At 28.6% G+C, this 26,979-nt stretch carries 34 protein-coding genes, 1 tRNA gene and 1 pseudogene; 12 read left to right on the top strand and 24 right to left on the bottom strand.

Annotated features, from left to right (window positions below; translation table 11 throughout):
* The 3 genes from glpX to ACMX2D_RS03645 form a co-directional block, all read right to left on the bottom strand.
* Positions 1–981, bottom strand: a complete 981-nt coding sequence (gene glpX, locus ACMX2D_RS03655) for a class II fructose-bisphosphatase (protein ID WP_009447991.1) — start codon at positions 979–981, stop codon at positions 1–3.
* Positions 982–993: 12 nt separating this feature from the next.
* Positions 994–1,635, bottom strand: coding sequence for a fructose-6-phosphate aldolase (gene fsa / locus ACMX2D_RS03650; protein ID WP_414972738.1), 642 nt, complete (start codon positions 1,633–1,635; stop codon positions 994–996).
* Positions 1,636–1,746: 111 nt separating this feature from the next.
* The gene (locus ACMX2D_RS03645; RefSeq protein WP_118059183.1) at positions 1,747–2,025 is read right to left on the bottom strand and encodes a DUF1648 domain-containing protein; all 279 of its coding nucleotides are present in this window, start codon (positions 2,023–2,025) and stop codon (positions 1,747–1,749) included.
* A gap of 139 nt (positions 2,026–2,164) precedes the next feature.
* On the opposite strand from ACMX2D_RS03645, the gene ACMX2D_RS03640 reads away from it, so the two are divergent.
* Positions 2,165–2,857, top strand: a complete 693-nt coding sequence (locus ACMX2D_RS03640; RefSeq protein WP_414972737.1) for a class I SAM-dependent methyltransferase — start codon at positions 2,165–2,167, stop codon at positions 2,855–2,857.
* A gap of 274 nt (positions 2,858–3,131) precedes the next feature.
* On the opposite strand, the gene ACMX2D_RS03635 is transcribed toward ACMX2D_RS03640, so the two are convergent.
* The 3 genes and pseudogenes from ACMX2D_RS03635 to ACMX2D_RS03625 all read right to left on the bottom strand — a co-directional run.
* The gene (locus ACMX2D_RS03635; protein ID WP_414972736.1) at positions 3,132–4,244 is read right to left on the bottom strand and encodes an AAA family ATPase; all 1,113 of its coding nucleotides are present in this window, start codon (positions 4,242–4,244) and stop codon (positions 3,132–3,134) included.
* Positions 4,237–5,016, bottom strand: a complete 780-nt coding sequence (locus ACMX2D_RS03630) for a DUF6414 family protein (RefSeq protein ID WP_414972735.1) — start codon at positions 5,014–5,016, stop codon at positions 4,237–4,239. Before ACMX2D_RS03630 ends, ACMX2D_RS03635 begins: the two co-directional genes overlap by 8 nt.
* 188 nt (positions 5,017–5,204) lie before the next feature.
* Positions 5,205–5,429 (bottom strand): annotated as a pseudogene (locus tag ACMX2D_RS03625) (KilA-N domain-containing protein); the annotation flags it as partial.
* Positions 5,430–5,681: 252 nt separating this feature from the next.
* On the opposite strand from ACMX2D_RS03625, the gene ACMX2D_RS03620 reads away from it, so the two are divergent.
* Genes ACMX2D_RS03620 through ACMX2D_RS03610 form a run of 3 tightly spaced genes read left to right on the top strand, consistent with a single transcriptional unit; the run spans position 5,682 to position 7,532 of the window.
* Positions 5,682–6,062 carry a GntR family transcriptional regulator gene (locus ACMX2D_RS03620; RefSeq protein WP_414972734.1) on the top strand — a complete coding sequence of 127 codons (381 nt, stop codon included), beginning with the start codon at positions 5,682–5,684 and terminating at the stop codon, positions 6,060–6,062.
* The gene (locus tag ACMX2D_RS03615; protein WP_414972733.1) at positions 6,055–6,903 is read left to right on the top strand and encodes an ABC transporter ATP-binding protein; all 849 of its coding nucleotides are present in this window, start codon (positions 6,055–6,057) and stop codon (positions 6,901–6,903) included. Before ACMX2D_RS03620 ends, ACMX2D_RS03615 begins: the two co-directional genes overlap by 8 nt.
* Positions 6,903–7,532 (top strand): ABC-2 transporter permease, encoded by a 630-nt coding sequence (locus ACMX2D_RS03610; RefSeq protein ID WP_150263383.1) that lies wholly within the window; start codon positions 6,903–6,905, stop codon positions 7,530–7,532. The genes ACMX2D_RS03615 and ACMX2D_RS03610 overlap by 1 nt, the downstream gene beginning before the upstream one ends.
* 786 nt (positions 7,533–8,318) lie before the next feature.
* Here ACMX2D_RS03610 and ACMX2D_RS03605 read toward each other — a convergent pair.
* From ACMX2D_RS03605 to ACMX2D_RS03530, 16 genes are all read right to left on the bottom strand, one after another.
* Positions 8,319–9,656, bottom strand: coding sequence for an MATE family efflux transporter (locus ACMX2D_RS03605; protein ID WP_118059187.1), 1,338 nt, complete (start codon positions 9,654–9,656; stop codon positions 8,319–8,321).
* 4 nt (positions 9,657–9,660) lie between these two features.
* Positions 9,661–10,254, bottom strand: a complete 594-nt coding sequence (locus ACMX2D_RS03600; protein ID WP_150263391.1) for a TetR/AcrR family transcriptional regulator — start codon at positions 10,252–10,254, stop codon at positions 9,661–9,663.
* A gap of 461 nt (positions 10,255–10,715) precedes the next feature.
* Positions 10,716–11,318: an alpha/beta hydrolase gene (locus ACMX2D_RS03595; protein ID WP_150263393.1), complete on the bottom strand. Its 603-nt coding sequence runs from the start codon at positions 11,316–11,318 to the stop codon at positions 10,716–10,718.
* Between the two features lie 10 nt (positions 11,319–11,328).
* Entirely contained in the window at positions 11,329–12,105 is a 777-nt protein-coding gene (locus ACMX2D_RS03590; RefSeq protein ID WP_414972732.1) for a leucine-rich repeat domain-containing protein, read from the bottom strand.
* A gap of 310 nt (positions 12,106–12,415) precedes the next feature.
* Positions 12,416–13,054 (bottom strand): DJ-1/PfpI family protein, encoded by a 639-nt coding sequence (locus tag ACMX2D_RS03585; protein WP_414972731.1) that lies wholly within the window; start codon positions 13,052–13,054, stop codon positions 12,416–12,418.
* A 24-nt stretch (positions 13,055–13,078) separates the two neighbouring features.
* A complete protein-coding gene (locus ACMX2D_RS03580) occupies positions 13,079–13,465 on the bottom strand; it encodes a hypothetical protein (RefSeq protein ID WP_414972730.1) in 387 nt (128 codons plus the stop codon).
* A 29-nt stretch (positions 13,466–13,494) separates the two neighbouring features.
* On the bottom strand, positions 13,495–13,986 hold the full coding sequence (locus tag ACMX2D_RS03575; protein ID WP_414972728.1) for an SF0329 family protein: 492 nt from the start codon (positions 13,984–13,986) through the stop codon (positions 13,495–13,497).
* Between the two features lie 45 nt (positions 13,987–14,031).
* Positions 14,032–14,316 carry a hypothetical protein gene (locus ACMX2D_RS03570; protein WP_414972727.1) on the bottom strand — a complete coding sequence of 95 codons (285 nt, stop codon included), beginning with the start codon at positions 14,314–14,316 and terminating at the stop codon, positions 14,032–14,034.
* A gap of 114 nt (positions 14,317–14,430) precedes the next feature.
* Positions 14,431–14,706 (bottom strand): hypothetical protein, encoded by a 276-nt coding sequence (locus ACMX2D_RS03565; RefSeq protein WP_414972726.1) that lies wholly within the window; start codon positions 14,704–14,706, stop codon positions 14,431–14,433.
* A gap of 137 nt (positions 14,707–14,843) precedes the next feature.
* Positions 14,844–15,287, bottom strand: coding sequence for a GNAT family N-acetyltransferase (locus ACMX2D_RS03560; RefSeq protein WP_414972725.1), 444 nt, complete (start codon positions 15,285–15,287; stop codon positions 14,844–14,846).
* A 54-nt stretch (positions 15,288–15,341) separates the two neighbouring features.
* Entirely contained in the window at positions 15,342–16,100 is a 759-nt protein-coding gene (locus ACMX2D_RS03555; protein WP_414972724.1) for an EFR1 family ferrodoxin, read from the bottom strand.
* 32 nt (positions 16,101–16,132) lie between these two features.
* Positions 16,133–17,266, bottom strand: coding sequence for an alpha/beta fold hydrolase (locus ACMX2D_RS03550; protein ID WP_414972723.1), 1,134 nt, complete (start codon positions 17,264–17,266; stop codon positions 16,133–16,135).
* Positions 17,253–17,474, bottom strand: coding sequence for an AbrB/MazE/SpoVT family DNA-binding domain-containing protein (locus ACMX2D_RS03545; protein ID WP_414972722.1), 222 nt, complete (start codon positions 17,472–17,474; stop codon positions 17,253–17,255). Before ACMX2D_RS03545 ends, ACMX2D_RS03550 begins: the two co-directional genes overlap by 14 nt.
* A 98-nt stretch (positions 17,475–17,572) precedes the next feature.
* On the bottom strand, positions 17,573–18,100 hold the full coding sequence (locus ACMX2D_RS03540) for a hypothetical protein (RefSeq protein WP_414972721.1): 528 nt from the start codon (positions 18,098–18,100) through the stop codon (positions 17,573–17,575).
* Positions 18,101–18,233: 133 nt separating this feature from the next.
* Positions 18,234–19,121, bottom strand: a complete 888-nt coding sequence (locus tag ACMX2D_RS03535; protein WP_414972720.1) for a fructose bisphosphate aldolase — start codon at positions 19,119–19,121, stop codon at positions 18,234–18,236.
* A 71-nt stretch (positions 19,122–19,192) separates the two neighbouring features.
* Complete coding sequence (locus ACMX2D_RS03530; protein ID WP_009448346.1) at positions 19,193–19,432, bottom strand: SemiSWEET transporter; 240 nt, start codon at positions 19,430–19,432, stop codon at positions 19,193–19,195.
* A 118-nt stretch (positions 19,433–19,550) separates the two neighbouring features.
* Between ACMX2D_RS03530 and pip the strand changes: the two genes are divergently transcribed.
* From pip to ACMX2D_RS03490, 8 genes are all read left to right on the top strand, one after another.
* Positions 19,551–20,492 (top strand): prolyl aminopeptidase, encoded by a 942-nt coding sequence (gene pip / locus ACMX2D_RS03525; protein WP_414971366.1) that lies wholly within the window; start codon positions 19,551–19,553, stop codon positions 20,490–20,492.
* Positions 20,493–20,516: 24 nt separating this feature from the next.
* Positions 20,517–20,798: a hypothetical protein gene (locus ACMX2D_RS03520; protein ID WP_009448113.1), complete on the top strand. Its 282-nt coding sequence runs from the start codon at positions 20,517–20,519 to the stop codon at positions 20,796–20,798.
* Positions 20,799–21,136: 338 nt separating this feature from the next.
* The gene (locus ACMX2D_RS03515; protein WP_414972719.1) at positions 21,137–21,412 is read left to right on the top strand and encodes a hypothetical protein; all 276 of its coding nucleotides are present in this window, start codon (positions 21,137–21,139) and stop codon (positions 21,410–21,412) included.
* Positions 21,413–21,420: 8 nt separating this feature from the next.
* Positions 21,421–21,792 (top strand): DUF6483 family protein, encoded by a 372-nt coding sequence (locus tag ACMX2D_RS03510; RefSeq protein WP_414972718.1) that lies wholly within the window; start codon positions 21,421–21,423, stop codon positions 21,790–21,792.
* Positions 21,793–21,900: 108 nt separating this feature from the next.
* Complete coding sequence (locus ACMX2D_RS03505; protein ID WP_414972717.1) at positions 21,901–22,386, top strand: GAF domain-containing protein; 486 nt, start codon at positions 21,901–21,903, stop codon at positions 22,384–22,386.
* Positions 22,387–22,396: 10 nt separating this feature from the next.
* Positions 22,397–22,999 (top strand): YdcF family protein, encoded by a 603-nt coding sequence (locus ACMX2D_RS03500; protein WP_414971362.1) that lies wholly within the window; start codon positions 22,397–22,399, stop codon positions 22,997–22,999.
* A 109-nt stretch (positions 23,000–23,108) separates the two neighbouring features.
* Positions 23,109–23,185: transfer RNA gene (locus ACMX2D_RS03495), tRNA-Pro, on the top strand.
* Positions 23,186–23,357: 172 nt separating this feature from the next.
* The gene (locus ACMX2D_RS03490) at positions 23,358–23,576 is read left to right on the top strand and encodes a DUF1858 domain-containing protein (protein ID WP_414972715.1); all 219 of its coding nucleotides are present in this window, start codon (positions 23,358–23,360) and stop codon (positions 23,574–23,576) included.
* Positions 23,577–24,395: 819 nt separating this feature from the next.
* Here the strand turns inward: ACMX2D_RS03490 and ACMX2D_RS03485 are convergent.
* Together ACMX2D_RS03485 and ACMX2D_RS03480 are read right to left on the bottom strand one after the other, a co-directional pair.
* Entirely contained in the window at positions 24,396–25,100 is a 705-nt protein-coding gene (locus ACMX2D_RS03485) for a TrmH family RNA methyltransferase (RefSeq protein WP_414972714.1), read from the bottom strand.
* 27 nt (positions 25,101–25,127) lie between these two features.
* Entirely contained in the window at positions 25,128–26,870 is a 1,743-nt protein-coding gene (locus ACMX2D_RS03480; protein ID WP_414972713.1) for a DEAD/DEAH box helicase, read from the bottom strand.
* Positions 26,871–26,979 lie beyond the last annotated feature (109 nt).

Here is a 26,979-nt window from a genome sequence, read left to right as displayed (position 1 = left end):
CTATCTCTTTATCTTTGCATATTCAGGTTTTTTAGAAATTCTATGAGTTGCTTCAATATTTCTAATTGTTCCTGTTTCTGCTCTCATTACAACAGAGTAAGTCTTAACTCTATCATTACCGATATGTCTAACTCCGTTTAAAAGTTCTCCATCAGTTACACCTGTTGCAGCAAATAAAACTTCATCACCATTTACCAAATCATTCATTTCTAAAACCTTTAATGGATCTTCAAGTCCCATAGCTTCACATCTTTTGAATTCTTCTTCATTAGCAGGAACAAGTCTTCCTTGGAAAACTCCACCTAACGCTTTAATAGCCGCCGCTGCTAAAACACCTTCAGGTGCTCCACCGATTCCAACCATTAAATCACAACCGCTGTTTTCAATACAAGTCGCAATGGCTTGAGCAATATCTCCCGCTTCAAAAAGTTTTATTCTCGCACCAAGTTTTCTAACTCTATCTATAATATCTTGATGTCTTTCTCTATTTAAAATACTAACTGTAACTTCGCCAACTTCTTTTCCCAAAGCTCTCGCAAGTCTTCTAATATTCATTTCAATAGGTAAATCGATATGTATGCAATCAACAGCTAAAGGACCAGCTGCGATTTTATCCATATACATATCAGGAGCATGTAATAAACAACCTTTAGGTGCACAAGCCGCAACTGCAATCGCATTTGGCAATCCATTAGCTACAAGAGAAGTTCCATCAACAGGGTCAACTGCTATATCAACCTTTGCAACTCCTTCTTGTCCGTTTCCTACAACTTCACCGATATACAACATAGGAGCTTCATCCATTTCTCCTTCACCGATTACAACAGTTCCTTCCATTGGAAGTTCGTTGAACATTGATCTCATGGCTTCAACAGCCGCTCCGTCAGCACCGTTTTTATCGCCTTTTCCTAAAAAATATGAAGAACGAATTGCCGCAGCTTCTGTAACTCTTACTAAATTTAAAGTTAAATTTCTATCCATAGTTTCCTCCTATTATTTTACACTTTCCCAATCTTTTAAAAACTTTTCAATTCCTATATCAGTTAACGGATGTTTTAACATTTGTTTGAACACCTTATAAGGTACTGTTGCAATATCCGCTCCACTTTTTGCAATTTGAAGAACATGCATTGGAGTTCTCACAGATGCAGCAATGATTTCAGTTGTAATCGCATAATTACTGAAAATTTCAAAAATATCTTCAATTAAAATCATTCCTTCAGAGCTAATATCATCAAGTCTTCCTAAAAAAGGACTTACATAAGTTGCTCCAGCCTTTGCTGCAAGAAGTGCTTGAGTTGCTGAGAAAATCAAAGTAACATTTGTCTTTATTCCGTCTTTGCTCAAAACATTAACTGCCTTTAATCCCTCTTCAGTCATAGGAATTTTTATTACAATATTCTTATTTATCTTACAAAGTTCTCTAGCTTCTTTTACCATTCCTTCCACTTCAAGACTGATAACTTCCGCTGAAATAGGACCATCAACGATTGAAGTGATTTCAGTTATAACTTCAACAAAATCTCTTCCCTCTTTCGCTATCAAAGACGGATTAGTAGTAACACCGTCAAGAATGCCCCATTTACTAATCTCTCTTATCTCATCAACATTCGCTGTGTCAATAAAAAATTTCATCAATTGCCTCCTAAATATAATTAATCTATTCGAATATATTTTACCACAAAACAATGTAAAATGCTAATAAACAAAAAGTTGTTTTAAATAAAATTAAAACAACTTTAAAACTTATATATTAAATAATATGGTAATAACAGAAAGGATTATTCCAATAAGAGAAATGGACAAAAACTTAAATCCTTTTTCCTCCGAGAAATAGTAAAATATTGCTCCAATAACTGAAATAGCAAAAGTTGTACCAAGTCCTAGTAATTTTGATACCACATTCGAAGGATTCCCTTTTAAATCAATCTGTACAGTTATAACATCCGGCAAAACCATATATCCATATATTGCTAATACAACAGATAGCAACAAAACAATTCCAAATATTATTTTCTTGTTCATAATCAATCACCCTCCTAAGATGATTATATCAAAAAAATATATATATAAACAAGTTTTTTTAGGTATTTTTTGATATAAATAATAAAAGTTTTTGGGTATAATCAACTATAACATTATATTTTTTAGAATGGAGGTTTCTATGAATAAATTTTATAAAGAAATATGTAAATACTACGAAGATATTTTCCCAACAAATGAAGCACAACTAAATTTTTTAAATAATATATCAGACGGAAAAGACTATTTAGACATAGGCTGTGCAACAGGACTCGTTGCAAAAAACTTGGAAAACTTAGGGAAAAATGTAATATGTATTGACTTAGAACAAAGCATGGTAGAAGAAGCAAGAAAAAAAGGACTCAAAGTATATGAAAAAAATATGTTAGAATTAGACTTTGAAGAAAAATTTGACGTCTGCTATTGCATTGGAACAACAATTGCACATTTGGAAGACATAAACCAAATATGTAGCTTCATCCTAAAAACTATGGGTTTACTAAAAGAAAACGGAAAATTAGTCTTAAGCTGGGTAAACTTCAAACCTTTCATTCTTAAAAACGACCTATTCCTTGGAGCCTTACCGACTCTTGGAACAAAAGTAAAATTTACAAGAAACTACTACAGAGAAAACAGCAAAATTCGTTTCAACACAGTTCTTACAACAGAAAACGAAAAATTTGAAAACACACAACTCCTAGTTCCACTACTAGTTGATGACCTAATTTCATTCGTAAATAGACTCGGACTAAAATACAAAATCTACGGAAACTTCAAAAAAGACGAATTTGACGAAGAAAACTCCCCGTCAGTAGTATTTGTAGTGAGTAAATAAAGAAAAAACAAACCTACTCGTGATTTGCGAGTAGGTTTGTTTAGTGAAAAGAGAGAATAGGTAATATAACAATATAAATTTTACTATACACAAAAAAGAAGGTTTAAGAATACTAATATTTTAAAAAATATTCTTAAATATCTTTAAATCAAAGATAAACCCAAGGCCTTTAAAATTAATAATTCTAATTTAAATACATAAGAAAACAAAATTATATAAATTATATAATTTTCAAATATTATTAAAAAGTTGTAAAATAGTCATACATATCAGACTATATTTCAAATTTCTCATTTATAATTTTAGAAAAAACATATTCATTAATAACTCTATCAATATCTCTTACATTTTTTAATTTTTTTGAACAAGTTAGAATTCTATCTACATCATCATCAAAATTTATGAATTTCTTATCTTCATTATTTAAAGATTTATAAATGCTATTAAATTTTATTTTAATCATTTCTTTTACAACATTGTCAGAAAGTTCTTCATATTCTATAAATGAATCAAAACGACTAAAAATTGCATCTCCAAGCGACTTTTTTATATCTTTTAAATTCAAAAAATTAGAAGTACAAATAATAATACTATTTTTTAAATTTACTTTGTAATTTTTATCAACAAATTTTCCCTCATCAAACATCTGATAAAATGCACTATAAAAAATACTGCTTGGTTTATCAAATTCATCAAATAAAATAATATTACTATCCCTATCTAATAAATCTCTAGCTAGTGAAGAAGAATTATGATTAGAACCAAAAACATAATCAGCAAATGCCATATTCTGATACATAGAAAACTGTTTTCTGAATAATTTAACCCCAATAGTTTTACTTAAATATTTTGCTGTTTCAGTTTTCCCTACACCTGAAGGTCCATATAACATAATTACAAGTGGTTTTCCTTTATTATATCCTTTTGCAATTTTATATAAATTAATCATCAATTTATCCCTTGCGCCATCTTGCCCTAAAATTATATTTGAAAAACCTTTATAAAAATAATTTAAATCATTTTCATTAATCTTCTTGTGTTTAAATTCTTGCCTTTTTATATTACTTTCATAACACTTTTTTAATTGCTCAAATATAACTTCTGGAGGATTTTGAATATACATATTTGTTATATTGACCTCGCTTATAAGTGTTAGAAATCCATTTATTCCAGATTCACTTAGCCTAGCATATTCTTCTGTTGTTATAACCAAATTTTCAATATTTTTCATTGAACTTCTGTCATTATTATCACCTTCTCGAACAATTTTTAATTCTCTATTTTTAGAATCTAACTCTGATAAAAGTTTAGTTAAAGTAACTCTATCAGCATTCTTAGGTATAGTTTTTTCAAACTCGATGGCTGGTCCATAAAAAATTTTAATCATTTTCAACTCCAGATAAAATTACATCAAATACGTCAACAAAAGAATTCTTGTCATTTTCAACATCTTCTCTTGCAATCTTTGTTCCATCAACAAAATTATTACTATTGTCAAATGAAATTTCTCTTTCTATATCAAGATCTGTTAATCGAATTCTACCTACCTTTACAGCATGATATGTTAATTCCATTTTAACCAAATCGGTCAAAGAATAAGAATTTTTAAAAGATTTTAAATTAAATCTTAATACATAAGATTCATTTGAACTTGAATTATTTAAAATCATTTCAAAATATCCTTTCCCGTTTTTTATCGCTTTATCAATAAGCTGTACATTTACTTTAAAATCACCAGCATCCATTTTTCCCTCAGTCATTAGCATATATGGTGTTATAATTTTATAATAACTAAGTGAGTTTTTGTATGGATTAACTACTGATTTCTTAAATTCTTGGATAATATCATCCTCAGCTATTAATTCTAAATAATCAGTCAAAACTGTATTAGTTATTGCTTGATTAATTAATTGTTCTGAACTATAACCAATAGATGCCCCTGTACCAATATTAAACTTAAGTCCAAATAAAGAAAATATACTAGTTTTTGTCCTAATTTCAGCATTAGCAGTTAAATCAGCTGATGAATTCGATTTTTGATTATCAACTATCGACTCTATTGCTTTCCCTTTGTTTTTCATATATATTAAGTCTGTAGCTGCTTCCTCATCAAAATATATAATTTTTAAAAAAGGAATTTCTTTTTGTTCTTTTTCCAAATTATATTCACCTCCAACGAAATTAAATTTTAAATATCTTAATATAAATAATTTTATATAAGATAATAATGAATATTATTTAATAGTTTCTTATAAATAACTATAAAGAAATTTCATCTGCTCTTCTACAATAAAATAGTATTGTCTATTATTCATAACCTTAAGAATTACTTTCATTTAACCCCCGCGAATTCGAGGGGGTTAAAGTTCGGATTATTTAACTGTTCCCATATACCTAAATATTCAATAGTGTTATAGTTTCTCATCCAGTTTGCAACAACTACATTTGGTTCTTCAATATTCTTATACTTTGCAATATCTGTTAGACTTATATAGTCATTTTTAAAGTCTTCTGTATAGATTTGAATTGCAAATCCTTTCGCTGAAATGTGTTCTTTAGTTACTTTAGCCACAGTGAAATCTCCTTTCATATAATACCTACTTACATAGCATAATTCTATCATATATCTTTGCTTTTTGCTATATTTAGAAAATATTATTCCATATTATTACACAATTACTATACTAACAAATGCAAAAACAGGAGTATTTGGAATATAGAATAAAATATATTCACTTCATTCAATAATATAGGGGTTGAATTCTTTTTAGTGTTATGATATAATAATAACAGTTAGAACACAATAAACAGCAGGAGATAGATGATGAATATACAAATTAACAATTCGAGCGATGACCCGATTTATTTACAAATAAAAAATCAAATAAAAGTACAAATAATTTCAGGAGATTTAAAAGTTGGAGAACAATTAGCATCAATCAGATTTTTAGCTAAGGAACTCAGAATCAGTATGCTTACAGCAAAAAGAGCTTATGACGAATTGGAACTTGATGGATTTATAAACTCGGTACAAGGTAAAGGTAACTTTGTTGCAGCTCAAAATAAAGAATTAATCAGAGAAGAATATTTAAAAAAAATTGAAGAAAAACTACAAGAAATAGTAGAACTTTCAGAAATTGCAAGAATTACTAATGATGAATTGGTACAGATGTTAAAAAGCTATGTGGAGGGAAAGTATGAGTAATTATGCTATTGAAATTAAAGATTTAGTAAAACAGTTTGATAACTTTAAGCTAGGACCGATAAGTCTTACTATTCCTAAAGGAACAATAGTTGGGTACATTGGTCAGAACGGAGCGGGAAAGAGTACAACAATAAAGCTACTCATAGGCTTGTTAAACAAAGATTCTGGAGAGATAAAAATTTTAGATGAGATAAATCCTAGTAGTGTTGGTCTTAAAGATAAACTAGGTATTGTATTTGATGATTTATTAGTACCAGAAGAAATGACATTGATAGATGTTGAAAAATTCTGTTCAAGGGTTTATTCAAAATGGAATAAAAACTCATTCTATAAATTTAAAGAAAAATTCAATTTACCAGAGAAAAAAATTATTAAAAACTATTCTCGAGGTATGAAAATGAAGCTTTCTATGGCTGTTGCTTTATCTCATAATGCAGAACTTCTTATTCTAGATGAAGCAACAAGTGGATTAGATCCTATTGTAAGAGAAGAAATTTTAGATTTGTTACTTGATTTTATGCAAGATGAAAACCACACAATTCTTATTTCTTCACATATCTTATCCGACTTGGAAAAGGTGGCTGATTATATTGCTTTTATTAATGATGGAAAAATTTTGTTTATGGAAACAAAGGATGAATTAAAAGAAAACTATGGTATTTGTACTTTATCAAATGAAGAGGTAACAAGTATTGATGAAGAAGCAATCGTAGGAAGAAGAGTACATTCCTTTGGACAAGAGTTACTTGTTAAAAAGAACCTCATTCCAAATGGCATTATATTTCAAAAACCATCTATTGAAGATATTATGATTTATTTCGTGAAAGGAGTGAAAAAATAATGACTGCATTAATTTTAAAAGACATAGCAACTTTAAAAAAGACTTTATTATTAACAATTACTATTTGTGTTGCCCTTGCTATTTATGGAATTTATGAAAATGCAATTTTTATGATTCCTCTCATATGTGCAATGATACCGCTAATTTTAACCGCTATTTCTTTTGGATATGATACCAAATCAAATTTTGAGCAATATGCCTTTTCAATGCCTATCAAAAAGAGTAGCTACGTTTTGAGTAAATTATTTTTTGCCTTTGCATTTGGACTAATTGGTTCTATATGTATATTTATTTTGTTAACAATTCAAAATATAATGACTATAGAATATATAGTTTTCATTTCAATTATTACTTTGATAGCAAGTATTCTGATGTCTGCTATTCAGTTGCCCTTTATACTGAAATACGGCGCAGAAAAAGGTAGACTTATTATGGTGATAACTTACTTTGTTATATTTGCATTATCTACATTCCTAAAAGAAAAATCCGACTTAATTACAAAATTGGCTGAACTTTTCAATAAATCTTCAATGTCAATGATTTGTATAGGAATAGTTTTAATAGGTCTTATTATGATTGGATTATCAGTAAAATCTTCAATTATAATTATGGAGAAAAAAGAATATTAATCAATAGTAAATAGGTTAAAAATATTTATAATAAGATATATTTTTTTATTTTAAATTTCAATTTGAGCATCTACATATTATGTAGGTGTTTTTTTGAAAAAAATTGCCCTAATGAATAAAAATATAAAAAATAAACCCAACTGTGAATTATACAAGTAATTTGTTAATAAATAGATTTTGTTATATTTTTTTGTAATTATATCACATTTACCATTTAAGATATTCATTTCATTGTTAAATATAACAAAATTTAAATCCCTATATAAATTTTTTAACGCAGCCATCCTTGCACATATTTAAATTTTCACTATTTTATTCCTTATTTATAAACAAAAAATAGCATTTTTACTATCTATTTAATCTTTGTTATTTTGAACTATAAGGAGCTAGAATTAACTTTCCATCTACATATTCTCCCAAAAATACATCACTGTATTTTTCTAATCCTTGCTTTTTAATTTATAACAACTATTTTAGTAAATATTTTTTACTCATTTTTTATAAATTTACTAAACCAATTATCCTAAAAATACATTTGTTCTTCGGTATGAAAATAATGCTCTCCATTCTTCATAATAGTAATACTCGAATTAGTTTTTTATCTTTTTTGGGGATTTTTCAATTTTTCGACTAATTTTTTCAATTACATAATATATTATCTTTTATTTTCATCAATAAGAACCCTACCCTTCCACGATGCTTCGCATCGGGTGGGTTCCTGGGAACCTTGTTGTTTCACAATAAAAAACAGTAAATCATTCACAATTTACCGTTTTTCTATATAATCTATTTTTTCTCCATTTTTTTTACTGCCATAAAATATCTCTGAATTCCTAGTAACACAACGACTCCATCAATTATTGGCAAAACGTACCAAAGGCTCTGTGCCCCAATCATACGAGGTAATAAAATTACAGCTGGAATAAACAAAATTATCTGTCTTAACATAACTAAAATACCGGCTGTTTTACCATCTCCAATCGCTTGAAAAAATGTTATAGTCATAATCATTACCCCATAAGCAATAAAAATACTGTACATTATGCGGAAATTCGGAATAGCTAAAAATAGTGTTTCATCGGATAATCCAAATAATCCAAGAATTGGTTTAGCAAAAATTTCTGAAGGTATCCAAAAACAAGCAGCTAATATAATAGAACTGATAGCGAAAACATTGAATATTTTTTTGACTCTGTCATACTGCTCTGCTCCAAAATTGGCACCAATAGCAGGTTGTAATCCTTGACTCATTCCCCAAAGTGGAATGAATGAAAAAGCCTGTATTCTTAAGATAGCCGCCATAATAGCTGCGGATGTTTCTCCACCATAACGAAAAGCTTGACTATAAAGAAAACTCTGCTGAATAATAGTTAACACCTGCATAAGCATAGCAGAAACACCTACGGAAAACATATCTACGGTTATATCCCCTTCTTTTCTAATTATCCCAATTTTTACAACTTTACTTTTTTTCTTAAAATACCAAAGAGTAAAAATTGCCTGAACAAATTGTGCTGTTATCGTAGCGACAGCAGCACCTTCAATACCACGCTCTCTAAATAGTATCATAAGAATCGGATCCAACAATATATTTACACCTGCACCAATTCCCATAATAAGCATTGCTCGTTTCATCAACCCCTCGCCACGCATAACCATATTTGCTGCCTGCGCGAAATTTACAAAAATAGACCCTATAAAAATAATTCGTAAATAACGAGTAGAAAGATTTAAAAGTTCTCCTTTTGCACCAAATACACTAAGTAATTGTTGGCAAAATAAGATCCCTAAAACAGTAACAATTGTTGACAATGTTAGAATCCAAAAACAAAGATTTCCCATAACTTTATCTATTATTTTTTGATTTCCTTCTCCAATGGCTCTGGATAATAGTGACGCTGAACCTACCCCAATTAAAGTTGCGATACCCGTATTGATATATGTGAACGGAGTGGCAATTCCTACAGCGGTCATAGCTTTCTCTCCAAGTATCTGGCCGGCAAAAATCCCATCCATTAGCGGATATAAGCCGATAACAATCATCCCTAATATTGCCGGCAACGAAAGTTTAATTAATATTTGTAACGGTTTAGCTGTTAAGAGCTCTTTACTATCTTTATTCATCTAATTACACCTCTTCTCTATTTATCATTAAAACATCAATTATCATTTTCTCAAGAACTTGACGTTGTGAAACTAAATGTTCCCTAATTCCCAATGTCTCACAACTCAAGATAATAGTATTAAGTAAATCATTGAGTAATTTCAAAGATTCTTCACAAATTTCTCCATAGTCATATTCATCCAGCATTCGTTTAAAATTTTTGATATAATTGTCCTGTAATTTTTTATAAAGTTCCTGTAAGTCTTCATCTTCCTTCATTGACTGCAAAAACATAACATATATTGGAATAAATATATTAGTAGAAAGTGCCCTATCAACAGTAATTTCAGCTAATAACTCTACACTTAAAGGCTTAGAAATTTCACATATCTTTTTTTCAATAATGTCTTCTCGATATTTACAACCTCTTAACATCAAATCGTATAGAATTTCAGTTGTACTTTTATAATAGTGGTACAAACCTCCTGTGGACAGTCCAGTAGCTTTTACTAAATCATACATACTTGTGTTTTTATATCCTTTTCTTGTAAAAACATCTAATGCAATATTTTGTATTTTCAATTTTCTTTCTCTTGATGTTAGTCGTTCTCTAGTCATTTTGTCCTCCTTACCGACATAACTATCGGTAATAATAGATTAACACTAACTAACTTAATTGTCAATACCTTAATATTACAAAAATCATAATAAACAAATAAATAATAACTTTTTGTTCACACAAAAAAGACTATTTATCTACTTCTGATAAATAGTCTTCTCGTCCAATTTTTAGATTTTTCTATTTAAGAATTTCTTAGTTTTTCTAAAATTCTATCTCTCTTCATTTTCAAAACATTCATATCTTTAAATTTATAATTTCGTATTAACATAACATTAATTTTGTTTAAATTTTATTAAACCATATCATAATAACATATTCTATTCAATATATTCAGCATTTACTTTATATTATTTTAAAACAAAAACCTACTAATTAATATCTTAGTAGCATTTTTGTAAATTTATTATACACAACTTCTGACTTAATCCTCTCAAATTCGATTAAACTTAAGCTAATACTATATAAATTCACTAAACCAATTATCCAAAAAATTCATTTGTTCTTCAGTATGAAAATAATGCTCCCCATTTTTCATAATAGTAAGACTCGAATTGATTTTATTCGCAAAATTCGTCATTGTTTCCAAAGAAGTTAGAAAGTCATTTTCTGCATAGAGAATATCTGTTGGTATATTCCAAACTATCGGATTATTCCTAACATAAGTAAGATAATCCCAAGACAAAGTTTCACCAAAGGATGTTGCAATTTCTTTTTTATTATATAATTCTTCCTCTGAAACATTAGACATTTTCATCATATTTAAAATTATTTTTTCCATATCTACAACTGGTGAAATAAACATAGCTTTTTTAATTTTCTTATCCGATAATGCAAGCATAGAATAATAAGCTCCCAAACTATTTGCTATTAAGTAAATATCATCATATTCAGAGACTATGGAATCAAAAAACTTTGAAAATTCTATCTTCGCATCCCAAGGAAATTCAGATTTGTAATCAAAGCCAATAATTTTATATTCATCACTAAAAAATTTTTTATAATGTTCTGCTTCAACAGAATTTCCGCCTTTCCCATGTATGTATATAACTGCATTTTTCATTATAACACCTCTATTTTTTATAAAATTCGGGATTAAATACAATTGTTCCATATTTTAATTTAGGTAATTTAATTATCTCATCATATAATTTATTAACTTCTTTAAACGGCTTAATAGATAAATGTTCTATATTTTCAAGACTTAAAAGTGGAGTGTAATCCTTACTTTTTACAATACTTGTAAAAAATCTAAAAAATCTTAATTGCTTCATATCTTTCAAAAAATCAATAGAATCTATATGAATATTCTTTGGGGCAAAACAATCCCCCTCAATTGTAAGACTTTCCAATTTTTTAAGTTTTGTAAGTGGACTATAATCGTCAATTTTTTGAAAATTTTCAACTGTTAAAGCTACTAAATTTTCTAATTTCGAAATTGGTTCAATACTTCCCACACTTGAACCTGAGCCTAAATGCAAATATTCAAGATTTACAAGATTTGAAATCTTTGAAATATCTGGATAAACTCCCCATTTTATATATAATTTTTTAAGATTTTGTTGTGAACAAACCGCATTAAACAACTCTTGTGGCATTCTTGTACAAAATGTAAGTTCTGTAAAAGCCGTTGGATTTTTAATTAAAAAATCACACCATTCATTTACAACATTTTTTCTTGCCTTTGCAGTTTTGTACTTTGAATTAGAACTATCATCCAATTGAGTACAATTTATTATAATTGCACTTTCTCCATTATATTCAGAAACCTCAACAATACTTTTAGGTCTATTTTCATTTTTGAAGTAATAATCATAACCGTATATTAATTGTTTTTCATTTAAAACCATTTTTTACTCCTTTCTATTTAAGAAGATTATATCTAAATTTTCATTGCAAATACTTTATTATGATTATATCATAAGTATATATTTCATTCAATTTAAGTTGATATGCTTGTGGGCTTATGAGATTTACATAATTTATGTATCTTCGATACATTTACTTTTGCTAAAGCAAAAGTATGAGATCTCTCCATTCCGCTCTGCTCCAGTCGAGATGACGTGTTTGGGAAATATCTTCGATTAAGGGCTTAACGTTATTAATAAATAAAATTCAAACTCTATACAGCAAAAAACAGTAAATCTTACGACTTACTGTTTAAAAAAATTCTTTAAATTCTTCTTTAAATTCTAATATTTCATCTTCAGGAAGATGATGTATATAGTCATTAATGTCATTTGAGTCAGTATAACCACTTAATATTTTATCCGGACAATCATATCCTAATTTCCTAGCAACTTGTACTGCAAATTCATTAAATGCATTTCCAACAGCTGTTATAATATTTCCATCTTCAACTACTGATTGTGGTAAAAAATTATTTTCTTCAATAAAGTCAAATGATTCTCTCATTTCAACAAATAAAGAATCTGTATATTTTTTTCCTTTCAACAAACCTGCTTGTGCTAGGAATATTGGACCGAAACAAATTGCACCAATGACAAAACTATCATCATTTACAAAACTTTCTAAAAATTCTTTGATTTTTTTATTTCGTATGGGTTGTCTTAAGTCACTACATCCTGAAAGAATCAGACAATCATAATCATCTTTACAAAACTCAGAGCAAGTTTTTACAGGATTTATCAAAATTCCCTCTTCACTCCTAACAGAGCTTAATTCTGAATATATGACATCAGTAAAAGTATCAAAATACCAACGAAATATATACATTAGATTTGCAATTTCTTGCAAACTAAAATCAGGATAAACCAATAATGCGATTCTTTTTTTCATTTCCTATACCTCAATTTTTTCTTTTTACCTATACATAGCCAATTCTATGCTATCCATGTATTGTCCTAATGACATATTGAATTTCTTATAGTCTGCATCTTTGAACTCATCTGTTGCACAGGCAACGGAAACTCTTACAGTTTGTAATTGATTAAAGAATGTTATCATTAATGGAACTTGAATAATCTTTGAAACTCCTCGAATTGTCATTGTTCTCGCTTCGTCTAATTGTAAAATTTCTTCTTTTGAATGGATATTCACTTTATTATTATCAACTAGAATTTCTACATTATCATAGTATTCATATACTAAACTAACTGCTTTACAAATATTCTCCCAGCCAACTTTATATGTCAAATTATATTCAGCTAAAAGCCAATCATTTTCTTTTTTTACGCCCAATAATAACATAATCTCTTCTCCTCCAAATTTATTTAAACTTAAATAATTCCTTCAGCCTTCATACGAATTGCATAGAACTCCTGAAATGTATCCGGCTCATTTTCTATTGTTTCTTTCATTTGAATCAACTTTCTTTTTCCAACTCGTCTATCTAAAATTGCAAAAATTCTTACTAGTAAATTTTCACTTTTTAGGCTCATTTCTATGCTTTGATTGTCAAATTCTGCAAAGGCTTTATAAAAACAACGTTGGTCAAATACTCCCAATTTTAAAGCTGTATCGTCCATAAATGCATTTTCTTTTTTCATTCTTTCTTCGTATTTTTCATCTTTAGGAAATAAATCGGCTTTAAACCAGTTATTCCAAAAACAACCTTTGATGATTTCTTTTCCGTCATATCTTATTGCTGCTCGTCCCTCATGGTCAGGACTTTTGCTATAAGTTGTAGCAAAATATTGAATATGCCCTTGTAGGCTTTCAGCAAGATATTCTTTTTCAAGTTTTTTCCTTATACCGCTCCAACTAGCCAATATTATATCCCCCTTTTAAATGAATTTTATTTAGCTATATTTTGACTATTTTCTAAAAATAGAAATCGGAACAAAATTTACATAAATAGATAGACCAATGCAAATTAATACATTTTTAGAATCTCCAGGCATTGTCTCTAAAAACATTCTCCAATTTCCTCCAGTAAAATAAGAATTATAAATTATAGCGGAATAAATAAAATTTATAGAGCATAATGCAGTTATCAACAAACTTATCCTTTTAAAAACTATGAAATTTTCATCTCGAAATTCCTTAACACGACCTATTAAGGCAAAAATAATTCCTGCAATTGCAATTATTAACCACATATCTGCCTCCTAAAAATATTTTCTTATCATTTTATATTTTACATCATATTTATTGATATTTCAAATACAAAAAAAACAGTAAATCCATATTGACTTACTGTTTAAATTATTTTTCTATTTCTTATCTCTAAAAAGCGGAATCGCATTTATTAAAATAGACATAAAAACGCAAAACCATAATATCCTACTAACTGATGGAACGACATCCATAAGTGCACTCCAATCTTCTTTAAGGACATAGCTTGAAGCTTGAGAATAAAATGCACATAAAGTCAATGCTGTTAGTGATAAACTTATAAACCCGAACCATTTTGAATTTTTATTATTAAGTGAAAATACAATATTCAATATTGCAAAAACTATCGCTCCAATACCAATTATTAACCACATATTGCCTCCTTAAATTCCACTTTTATTTGCTAATTTATATTTTACATCATATTTATTGATAATTCAAATATAAAAAAACAGTAAATCATATTGACTTACTGTTAAACTGCTGTATTTTAGCTTAAACAAAATCAAATTTATAAATCTCTACGCAAATAAATCATATCAACCAATTGGATACCGTCTTCATATATTGGGTGATTATAATTATCCGTAAAAAAATTTTTGACAGTATGAGAGCGAGAAAATCCACATTTCAAATAAAAATCAATAGTTTTAGGACTATCTCCCGTGCCAACTTGTAATGTAGAAAATTGATTTTTATATTTAGTAACAACAAAATCAATTAGAATTTTTCCGTAACCCATTCTTTGAAAGTCAGGGTTTGTAGCAATGTTTTTTATTTCAAGAACTCCATTTCCCTCATCAGTAACTACACATTCAGATTTAATGCCATTATCATCTAAAACAAACATCATTCCTCTATCAATATATTTATCAATCATATCTTCTTGTTCATCAGCAAGAATCAGAAGCTCCATATACTGCTTTTTGTTTTTTCTAATTTCCAATATCTTCATAATTTTATCCTACAATTTCAACTTATTTAATCCTTTATATTCATCATCACATTATTATACATATTTTTCAAACCTAGACCGTTCAATTACCTTATCGCCAAGTAAAGTAATTGCCTTTTGTGGACATAGACTTATACATCTATAACACATTGTGCATTTGTTTTCAGGAACAGCTTTTTTCTCTTTTATGCGGATATTTTTCATTGGACAAACCCTACTACATAAACCACAACCATTACAATCATCACTTATTTTTAATTTATCAGTATATCCCATAGTTTTACGATAAAACCATAATCTTTGCCCAAAAAATCCCTTCAAATGTGCAATGAAAGACAGACCTTCTCTTGGATATTTTCCCTTTTTAATCTGTTCTGCAACTTCTTCTAATCTTTTATCGGCATTTTTTACTATTTGCCTATTTTCTTCAATAGATTTTTTCAAAAGCTTACTGTCGCAAACGGAGTCAGGCATTTTTATCTGTATGCCTCCCAGAATTTCTGCTCCATATTTTTTTAAAATTCTTGCAGTACATCCCGTTCCATCTCCACTGAAAAGTCCCATTGTATTTACACAAAAAACTTTTTTTCCTTTCCAAAGAGAACTATTTTTCTTAATAAAGTCTCGTACCATAAACGGAGCATTAGAAAATTGAGTTGGATATCCTAAAAAAATCACATCCTCTTCTTTTAATAAATCTATAATCTGTGGAAATTCTAAAGGAACACATTTTGACTTATCATCTATCAAATTTACAAGTTTTTCAACACAATGTTTCGTGTTTCCTGTTCCACTTAAATAAATGCCTATCATATATTCCTCCAATGAATTCTAATCTACCAATTTTACTTTTCTATATTATTTAAAAATTCTTCTACTTTTTCCAAATATTCTTTTGGCTGATCCCCGTGAATGTCGTGCATGGAATCAAATCCCTCAATTAAAGTACTACCTTTAATTAATTCTTTAACACGCTTTGCATCTTTTTCATCCATTGCAGAAATCAGAAGTCCATCTTTATTATAATAAGAAGGAGCTGTGTTTTTCGGTGCCTTTACATGTAATATACAAGTTGGAACCTTAATTTCTTTTAACAATTCCTCTTGTTTTATTCCCTTAAAGAAACTGAAATCATAGAATGCATCTCCGAATCTTAAGTCATAATCACCTGTTTTATCTTGTAAATTAGCTGTTAATTGAAGTAAAGTATTTACTCCTAACTTTGGTGGATAATACCAAACAACCGGTATCTTAGTTTTATCCTTTTGAAATCTTTTCATTGCAGGTTTAGCCACAATTTTATCCCAATTATCTTTTCCACCCTCATTAAACAGTTTTCGCATCGGATCATTCTTTAGATAATGTTCAAAATAAGTAGTATTAGGTTTTTCAGTTAAATAATTGTGAATATTTTCAAAAGTTTTATAAGAAAATGTATTTTCGGCACGTCCTTTTTCTGTTGCAAAAAATGGTCCGTCTTCTAAAATAATCGCTTTTACATTTTTCGAGAATTTAGCACCTATATAAACAGTAATAAGTGCACCTGATGAATGTCCTGAAATAATTGTTTTTTCTCCAATTTTTTCTTGAATAAATGATGCAATATCGGAACCTATGCTTTCAATATTGTATAAATCAGGATTTTTACTTGACTTTCCATGTCCATAATAATCAAGTGCAAATACATGATACTTTTTTACTAATTCAGGAAATACAGTACGATAATCTTTCAAATCTACCATTTGTCCATGTAATAATAGAATAGCCGGACCATTATTTGGACCTTCAACATAATTTATTACATTACCATTTTTTAAATTAAATTGTTTTTCTTCCAATCCTAAACTTGAAGCCTTATTCTTTCTGAACTTTTCACCAGAATAGTCATAATTTAGATTATAAATTGCATATATTACAACAGAAACAACTATAACTAAAAGTAATATCACTATAAATTTCAATATTTTAATCTTCTTCACTTAAATCACCTTGAATATTCATCAAAACTTTTGTTGCCACATCTCCATTCATAATGGCTAACCCTCTTCTTTCATCTCCAAGAATTAACAAATTATCTCCAGTTTCTATGGAGAAAATTTTTCTTGCCTCTTTTGGAATAACAATCTGTCCTTTAGTTCCTACCTTCGCAGTCCAAGCGTGAAGTTTTTCATCTTTTTTACTTTTCATATCTACCTCCGTATAATAAGTATGTTTATTCATACTTATTATACTACATTGAAATTAAAAAAGCAAATCACAATAAAAAAACAGTAGCTTTTTAATTTCTACTGTTTAAATAAATTTATCTTCTTTAAATATTTTCTCTTTTTATAAGCAGATAGCTCTTTTATTGCAATGTTTAAAGATAGCTTTGATTTTTTCTTTTCTTTTAAAGAGCCTACAAAGACAATTTTCTGGTCAGGTAATTTTAGTATATATGTAGTATATAAAATTGCCTGTGGTTGTGGAAATTTAATCTCCAATTCTCCCTTTTGAATTTTAATTTTTTCATTTTTCATCTTTAAAATTGCATAATCGTCATATAGTTCAAGCTCTGCATCTTCATCTTCTCTACTCCAAAATTTAAAGACAATCCAAAAAGGTACTAACATAGAAATCGGAATTAATCCAAAAATCAAATATACTGCATGCTTAGGATGGTCTTTAAAATATTGTGGCTCATTTGTACTTGCAAATCCTAAATAAATAAGAAACTCATAACAAAGAAGAATTCCTATCACTATTCCTATAATAACCATAATATGTAGCAAAGTTGGAGTGTTTTTGTTATATCTAAAATTTATTTTTCTCATTTTAAATTCTCTCCTTTATAATATAAAATTCAAAACCCTTACTAATTTATATTTTACATTATATAATCTAATATTTCAATTAATTCCAAAAAAAGACTATGAATTTAGATTCACAGTCCTTTGTTTTAAAAAATTATTTTCTTGATGCTTCAAATATACTTTGAATTGAGCTGTCCAGCATTTTGTCGAATTCTTCCCCAGTTTGATTTACATTAAGTCCTTCTGTTAAAGCTCTTGAGAAACTTGCTATAACTCCGTGGTTTTTAGCAAGAAGTTCATTTGATTCTTCTCTTGAGTAACCACCTGAAAGAGCAACAACTCTAACAACTTTCTTATGGTCAACTAACTCTTTATAGAAATCAGCAACAGTTGGTAATGTAAGTTTTAACATTACTTCTTGTCCTTCTTCTAATTTATCAAGTTCTTTTAATATTTCCCTTTTTAAAATTTCTTCGCATTTTTCCTTTTCTGCTGAATTTATATCAACTTCTGGTTCAACAATTGGAACAAGTCCACCTGCGATAATTTGTTTTGCAAAGTCAAATTGTTGTGCTACAACTTCTTTGATAGCTTCTTCATTTGCTTTTTTAATTACAGAACGCATTTTTGTTCCGAAAACTCCATATTCAACGCCTTTTTTTACAGTTTCAGCTAAGTTTGGAATTTCTTTCATAAGTTGAACACCATTTTTTTCTTCAGCTAGACCTTTGTCAACCTTTAAAAATGAAACAATGCCTTTTTCATTCCATAAATAATCCGGAGTGAATTTACCGTTAACTTTTCTTTCCATTGTCATTTCAAACAAAATTGCTCCTAATATACGTTCTTTAGTAAAAGCCTTTGAAGTAACAATTCTTGTACGCATTTCGTGAATTAAATCGAACATTTCAGCTTCATTTGAATAAGCATCTTCATTTACACCATATAATCTAAGTGCTTTCGGTGTACTTCCACCACTTTGATCCAAAGCCGCTATAAAACCTTCATCGTTTTTGATTCTGTTAAATTTTTGTAAATCCATATCTTCGCTCCTTAAAAATTATTAAGTAAATTTTACTCTAGCTATATTTTAACATATTTTTCTATATAAATCTATTTATATTTAATTTTATGAACAAGTATTATTAAAACTAAAACAAAAGAAATGCTGTTAGCAAAAATAAGAGCAAAATCTTTTATCTTTAATCCATGAACTAGCCAAAGGAAAATTCCTGTTGTTTGCATAATACACATAATCAAAGAAAGAGATTGTGTATTTTTATCTTTTATTATCTTTATAACTTGCGGTGCAAATGCAAAAGTTGTAAGACAAGCCGCTACTATTCCTATCATATAACCTCCTAATATTTCATTTAATGATTTTACCATATTTCGACTAAAAAATACAACTTGACAAAAGATTTTATTTATTATAGTATAGACTAAATAACATATAAATTAGGAGGTAAATATGGAATTTAAAACACTTTTTCCCGAATTTGAATCATTTGACTTTGGATATCTAAAGGTTGATGATATTCACGAAATTTATTACGAACAATCAGGAAATCCAAATGGAGCTCCAGTTGTATTCGTTCACGGTGGTCCAGGTTGTGGTTGTGGAGAAAAATCTAAAAGATTTTTAGATCCATCTTTTTATAGAATAGTAACAATAGACCAAAGAGGTTGCGGTAAGAGTAAACCATTTTTGGAATTAAAAGACAATAATACACAAAATCTTGCAGAGGATATGGAAAAGATAAGAGAACATTTAAAGATAGATAAATGGCTTGTTTATGGCGGTTCTTGGGGAACTACTCTATCCTTATACTATGCAGAAAATTATCCACAAAGTGTTGTAGGCTTAATTCTTAGAGGAATTTTCTTGGGAAGAGATGAAGATATTAAGTGGTTGTATCAAGGCGGAGCAGGAATGTTTTTCCCTGAAGCTTTTGAAATCTTTAAATCTCCTTTTAATGAAGAAGAAAGAAAAGATTATGTTCAAAGTTATTACAAATACTTAACTTCAGATGACTATGAAACAAAGAAAAAATACGGAAAATCTTTTAGTGCATTTGAAAATTCAGTTGTTGCTCTTGAACCGAGAGTTATTTCAGAAGAAATCACTGATGAAGATATTTCAATGGCAATTATGGAATGCCATTACTTTGTAAATCATTGTTTCTTTGAAGAAAATTATATTTTAAATAATGTTGAAAAAATAAAAGATATTCCTACAATAATTGTTCATGGCAGATATGATGTAGATTGCAGACCTGTTGGGGCTTATTTATTGCACGAAAAACTAAATAATTCAAAATTGATTTTTCCAATTTCCGGTCATACTTCTTTCGATCCTGCAATGACTCACGAGCTTATTTTAGCACAAGAGGAATTTAAAAAACTTTTTTAGATTTTTCTTAATAAAGGAGTAGCTATGAAAGCAAAAAAAGAAAATTTATCTATGATAATATATTTATTTGGTACTATAGTAGAAATAATTTTGTTGCTATATGTAAAATCCTTTAAAACAGGACAAGGAATTCACCTTTCAAATTATCTTAAATATTTTGGAGTACTTTTTCCACAAGTAATGGGTGCAATTGGAGCTTTATATTCAAGATATGCAAAAATACAAATATTGTGGTTGTTTTTAAACATAGGTTTGATGCTTTCTGCTACCTACTTTTATGTAGCCTTTGTTGAAGCAGTTGGTTAGGAGATACAATAATTATTAAACGAATTAAATATAAATAAAGGAGGTCAATATGGAAACAAAAAAACTAATTTACCAAAAATAGTTTTTACTCTATCTTTGATTTCATTTTGTATCATAGTATTATCATTTATTGTAATTCATTTTACAAATTGGGTAGATAATTTGAGTTCGATATATTTTTATATATTATATATAACAACTTTTATTTTGCTTGGGCTCTCAATGTATTTTACAAGAAATTTAAGTAAAATTTATTCTATAATAAGTGTAATTCTTTTCTTAATTACATTTAATATTAAACCTATAATGTTTTTTATATTAAGTTTAGGAGGTTTGATATGAAAAAAGAAAATCCATCAACAATTTTGTTTTTACTCGGTACAATAATAGAATTAATTTTGCTACTATATGTGAAATCCTTTAAAACAGGACAGGGAATTCACCTTCCAAATTATCTTTTTTATTTGGGATTCTTTTTCCCACAATTAATCGGAGCAGTGGGTGCTTATTTTTCAAGATATTCAAAAAAAGTAGGATTATGGTTATTTTTAAATCTAAGTTTAATCATTTCAACTTTATACTTTTTTGTATCATATCTTGAAGTCATAGACTAGGAGATAAAATGTTAAAAAATGATTATATAATGAGAAAAATTGAAGAATGGATAAGTATGATTTTAGAATTTGTCTTTAAAATCGACAAAAGTTCTTCACCTGAAAAACTATTAAAATTAGAAGCAAGCACTGAAATTTTAAAAGACTTAAAATTAAAAATAGACAATGGAAATATAAATGAAGCTGAAGATGCTTTATTTGATATATTGAAATTCAAAACTCAAGACAGCTTGTTAATGGGTCTCCTTTTTTACTCATATCTCAACGAAAAAGATTCTAAATTCTTAAATGAACATAATTTTGAAAGAGATGAAATAAAAACAGGATTAAAAGACTTGTTAAACGAATTTAATATGAATAATTTATCAGACTTGATTTAACTAAAAGCTGACTTGAATGGTCAGCTTTTTGTATTAAATTGAGTATCAAACTGGAAATTAATAGATTTTTATGTTAATATAATTATATAAATTACAAAGGAGGCTTTTATGTTTAATCCGATTAAATACGAAGGTAATTTAGGAGAACAATACTCCTATTTAATAAAAGATTTGTATGAATTATGTAGTAATGAAGAAAACACAATAGCTAATTTAGCAAATGCATCCGCCCTATTAAATTTCTTTTTAGAAAAAATTAATTGGGTCGGTTTTTATATATTAGATGAAAAAACAGATACTCTGGTTCTCGGACCCTTTCAAGGACTTCCTGCCTGTGTAAGAATACAAAACGGAAAAGGAGTTTGCGGAACAAGTTCAAGCCTTAAAAAAACTTTAAATATTGAAAATGTCCACAATTTTGAAGGTCATATCGCCTGTGATGGAAAAAGTAATTCAGAGATTGTTATTCCAATTTTTAAAAATGAAAAACTTTTTGGAGTTTTGGATATAGATTCCCCTATTTTCAATAGATTTTCAAAAGAAGAGCAAACTTATCTGGAGGCGTTTGTTAAACAACTGGAAACTCATATATAAGGAGGTTAATATGAAAAAACTTTTTAAATTTTTATTCTTCATAGGTTTGTGTTTGATTATCTTCATTCAAGCTTTAATTTATCATTCTCAAAAAAATGAAATAAATACTTATGAAGAATATGTATTAGTCCTTGGAGCAAAGGCAAACAACGGAAAACTTTCAAAAACTTTAATCAACAGACTTGATACAACAATTGAATATTTAAATAAACACAAAACTGCAAAAGCTGTTTTATGCGGTGGAAAAGAAAAAAATAATGAATACTCCCAAGCCGAATATATGCAAAGATATCTTATTGAAAAAGGAATACCAAAAGAAAGACTTATCGCCGAAACAGAAAGTAAAAATACTTTTGAAAACATAAAATTTGCACTCGAAAAACTTGATAAAAAACCGTCAGAAATTATGGTAATCTCATCAAGCTATCATCTATTTAGAGCAAAATTTATACTTTACAGATTTGGAGTTTTAGCAAGAACTGTTCCTGCAAAAACTCCGGCAGGTGCAACTATTTCGTCATATGTAAGAGAAACTTTTGCAGTTGTAAAAACTTTTCTGTATGATAAACCAACAGAACAGGACATAAAAAACCTACATCAAAAAAATAAATAATTACGATTTAACATATTATAATAACGATAAATCCTAAAAGAATTAAAAAATTTTTAAAAAAGTGTTGACAAAAATGAATAAAAGTTATATAATATATAGGTAATCGTATCGGGGTGTAGCGCAGTTTGGTAGCGCACGTGGTTTGGGACCATGGGGCCGGGAGTTCGAATCTTCTCACCCCGACCAATTCCTATGAGTTTTACTCATAGGAATTTTTTTTATGTAAAAAATTTTAAAAATTTTTTCTTTTGTTTCAAATGCAACAGATTTTCAATATAAATTAGGCTATAATATTATTAACATAAATAATAAATCGTATAAAGAGTAATTAAATTGATTAGAGAAAAGGAGAAATACTATGAAATTAGAAAAAAGTACAAAAATTGGTGAATTAGTTGAAAAATATCCAGAAGTTAAAAACTTCTTAAAGACTTTAAGTCCAGAATATTCAAATCTTGACAATGAAGAACTTTTTGCAATGATGAAAGATATTGCAACTCTTGAAATGATTGCTATTAAAGGTGGATTTGAATACGACGAATTAAAAGAAAAGTTAGAAAACTTTATTAATGCTTAAACGCATCCATACTAAGACAAAAAAGCAGGGACTTCCCTGCTTTTTTACTTTAGTAAAACAATATGTGTCTTTGATGTATCTTCGATACATTTACTTTTGCTAAAGCAAAAGTATGAGATCTCCAGAGTCATTGTATCAAAAGATACAACGACCCCGTCAGACCTACTTTTGTTTACAAGTAAACAAAGTTAGGGCTAGATTGACTCTGGTCGAGATGACGTGTTGGGGAGATATCTTTGATTAGTAGCTAGACGTGAACAGTAAATAAACTTTAAATTATCTCTGTAAGTATAATAGAAAAGAATTAAAATCTCATAATATAGTATTTAAACATCATATATGAAACGAAATATTTCACGTCATAGCACCCAGCAAAGAAAAACCCCCAACGCGTCATTTCGACCGAAACGGAACGTAGTGAAGTGAAGTGGAGAAATCTCAACTATTATTTGTTTACAAATAATAGTAAGTCCTGTAAAGGACTTATATAAAAATAAAACAGCTATATATAATTACAACGAAATTATCCAAAAGACTTTTGATTAATAAATCTTTTACATTGTATGTATCTTCGATACATTTACTTTTGCTAAAGCAAAAGTATGAGATCTCTCCGCTCCGTTTCACTCCGGTCGAGATGACGTGTTAGAGGAAATTTTTTCAAAGATTATGACGTAAAAAATTTTGTTTTATACTCATATTATTGATGTATATTCTATATATTTAGTTTTGCTAAATCAAAAATATGAAATTTCCATAGTTTATTTTATAGAAATGTAACAAAAAAGCAGGGATTTCACCTGCTTTTTACTTTATTTTTTATCCTTTTTCCGTAAATTTATACATTGCTATTGAGCTTGCAATTGGTAAATTGAAGCTGTCTATGTCTTCACTCTGTTCTATGAATACGGGAGTTGTTCCTTTTAAGTCAAAGTTTTCAAGTCCATGTGATTCATTTCCAAACATCAATGTAAAAGGCTTTTTAATTTCTACATTTTTTAGTGAAACTGAATCCTTATTTAAAATGAAAGAGTAGATATTATTTTCTTCAAAAGTTTTTTTGTATTCTTCAAAAGTTTTAAAGATTTCTACATTCATTTTAAAAATTGCTCCCATTGAAGCTCTAACAGTCTTAGGGTCAAAAACATCACAACCGTCAATTATTGCAATATTTTTAAAGCCAAAGCCCAATGCAGTTCGTAAAATTGTACCTAAATTTCCCTTATCTCTCGGCTCACATAATAGTATGTGATTGTCTTTTTTTATCTTTACAAAGTTTTTTTCAAAAACTCCAATAACAAATGTATTTTCTTTGCTTTGAAGTTTATTTACAATTTTATCATTATAAATTAAATTAATTCCTTTTTCATCACAAATTTTTTCAAGTCCTGCTTTATCGTCATATTTTGAATGTACCAAAACAGCTATTGTCTTGTAATTTTTTGACTGTAAAAGCTCAATTGTCGGGAAAGCTCCCATTGTGTATGAAAAATTCAAATCTTTTTTATATTTACAAAATTCCATATAATTTACCTTAATTTTCTTGAAAAATTATCTTCTCTTTTTATCACGTTTGGACTTTTCGCCTTTTTTGTCTTTTTTATCTTTCTTATTTTTCTTATCTTTCGGTTTAGCAGAAAATTTAGAAGAGTCTTCTTTTTTATTTGCAAGTTCAACTAATACCTTAAAGCCCTTAATATGTGCATTGTTTAAGTTGTTTACTGCATCTTTAAGTGCATTTTTATGAATATTTACAAAGCTGAACTTTTCAAAAATTTCAATATCTCCAATATCTCTTGAACTTATATTCGCATCATTACAAAGCGCAGAAACAATATGTCTTTGAGAAACTCCCTTTCTTGAACCTATGTTGATATAAATTCTTCCGGAATTCTTTTCAGTAACATTTGACTTTCCACCCTTGTTTGAAATGGAAGTCTTATCATTTCCTTTTTTCTTGTTGTTTTTCTTAATATCAACATCCATAAGCTCTTCGTGATTGTTAAGCTTATTATTTTCATTATAATGTTTTAAAAGACAAGCTGCAATATCAATCGGTGAATAGTCTTCACTCATTAGAATATTTATTAGATTTAACTCTTTTGTATGTTCATTTTTATTAATTTCTTCCTTGATGTCTTCCATAAATCTTTCTTCATGTCTTTTAATCAAGTCTTTAAGCGTTGGCATATCTCTTTTTTCTATTTTAGTTTTTGTGTATTTTTGAATTTGAGATAAAGTATTCATTTCTCTTGGAGAAACAAAACTTATTGCAGTCCCCTCTCTACCTGCTCTTGCAGTTCTTCCAATCCTGTGAACATAGTATTCCACATCTTGAGGCATATCGTAGTTTATAACTAAATCTACATCATCAACGTCTATACCACGGGCTGCAACATCTGTCGCAACTAGAATATCAATTGTAGAATTTCTAAATTTATTCATTACCCCATCTCTTTGGATTTGTTTTAAATCCCCATGAAGTCCGTCCGCAAAATATCCACGGGATTGAAGTCCTGCAGTTAAGTCATCAACCATTTTTTTAGTATTACAAAAAACTACAGTAAGCTTTGGATTTTGAACATCTAAAATACGGGATAAGATTTCAAGTTTCATATTATGTTTAAGTGCAAAATAGTATTGAGTTACCTTTGGAACTGTTAATTCCTTTGGTACAACTTTTATAAGTCTCGGCTCACTTTGATATCTTGCTGCAAAGTCCATAATTTCTTGATCCATTGTAGCAGAGAAGAAAGTTGTTTGTCTTTCATAAGGCAAAAAGCCTATAATTTTTTCAATATCTTCTCTAAATCCCATATCAAACATTTCGTCTGCTTCATCTAATACAAAAGTTCTAATATTTTCTGTTTTTAGAGTTTTTCTCTTAATATGGTCAATAACACGTCCAGGAGTTCCTACAACAACTTGTACTCCCATTTTTAAAGAACGAATTTGTCTTTCTATTGGTTGTCCCCCATAAATTGGAACAACAGTAACTCCCTTATACTTTGCAAGTTTTGAAATTTCTTCTGCAACTTGAATTGACAATTCTCTTGTTGGGCAAAGTACCATTGCTTGAGTTGTTTTATTGTTTTTATTTACTTTTTCTACTATCGGAATACCGAAAGATGCTGTCTTTCCTGTTCCCGTTTGTGCTTGACCGATAATGTCTTCATCATTTAACATAGTTGGAATAGCTTGTTTTTGAATTGGAGAAGGTTCTTCAAAACCCATTTCAACAACGGCTTTTAAAACTTCCTTCGACAAATTAAAATCATTAAAATTTTCTATCATATTTTTTCCTTTCTTTTTTCGTGAACCTTAACGTTAGTTCCGAAAGAAAAAGACAAAAACAAACTACACATTAAACATCACGACATATTACGAGCAAAAAATTTAGGAG

It is taken from the genome of Parvimonas oralis, from assembly GCF_047608425.1.
Classification (GTDB): domain Bacteria; phylum Bacillota; class Clostridia; order Tissierellales; family Peptoniphilaceae; genus Parvimonas.
The sequence above is the reverse complement of the archived record's forward strand: the minus strand, read 5'-3'. Positions and strand labels throughout refer to the sequence as shown.